Source organism: Paraburkholderia podalyriae, assembly GCF_014397785.1.
Taxonomy (GTDB): domain Bacteria; phylum Pseudomonadota; class Gammaproteobacteria; order Burkholderiales; family Burkholderiaceae; genus Paraburkholderia; species Paraburkholderia podalyriae.
Window position 1 is genome coordinate 1 of sequence record NZ_VZQQ01000277.1, and the last position, 651, is coordinate 651.

Consider the following 651-nt stretch of genomic DNA (forward strand, 5'->3'; position numbering starts at 1 on the left):
TGGCGGAACGGGGTCTGTCGCTGGCGCACACGACGATCCTGCGCTGGGTGCGGCGCTTTGCGCCGGAGTTCGTGAAACGGTGGAACCGCTTTGGCAGGCCCACCGGGCAGTCGTGGCGTGTCGACGAGACTTACCTCAAGCTGCGCGGCAAGTGGGTCTATCTTTATCGAGCGGTGGATCGGGTGGGCCAGACAGTAGACTTCATGCTCAGCGCCAGGCGCGACGTGAAGGCGGCAAAAGCCTTTTTCAGGAAGGCAATCGAACATCAAGGCCAGCCACCGAAGACCATCACGCTTGATGGTTATGCAGCCTCGCACCGCGCCGTGCGCGAGATGAAGGCCGATGGCTTGCTGCCTGAGGACACGAAGGTCCGCTGCTCGAAATATCTCAATAATCTGGTCGAGCAGGACCACCGCAACATCAAGTCCCGGACGAAAGTCATGCTCGGCTTCAAACGTTTCAGGAACGCAGCGATTACTCTCTCAGGTATTGAATTGGTCCATCGTATTCGCAAGGGCCAATTCAGCCTCGCGAAGCTCGGCCTCAAAGATACCGCTGCGCCCGCAGTTTGGGAGGCCGTCCTGTCTGCTTGATGAGGTATCCTTTCTATAACAAAAATCTCGTCCAGACCGCCTATTTGCACCAGAGCCG

General features: G+C 58.1%; 1 protein-coding gene. It reads left to right on the forward strand.

Translation table 11 applies throughout. The features are described 5' to 3' along the window. Positions 1-593: IS6 family transposase (locus F6X42_RS43015; protein WP_187639784.1), on the forward strand; the 593-nt coding region annotated here is incomplete at its 5' end. Positions 594-651 lie beyond the last annotated feature (58 nt).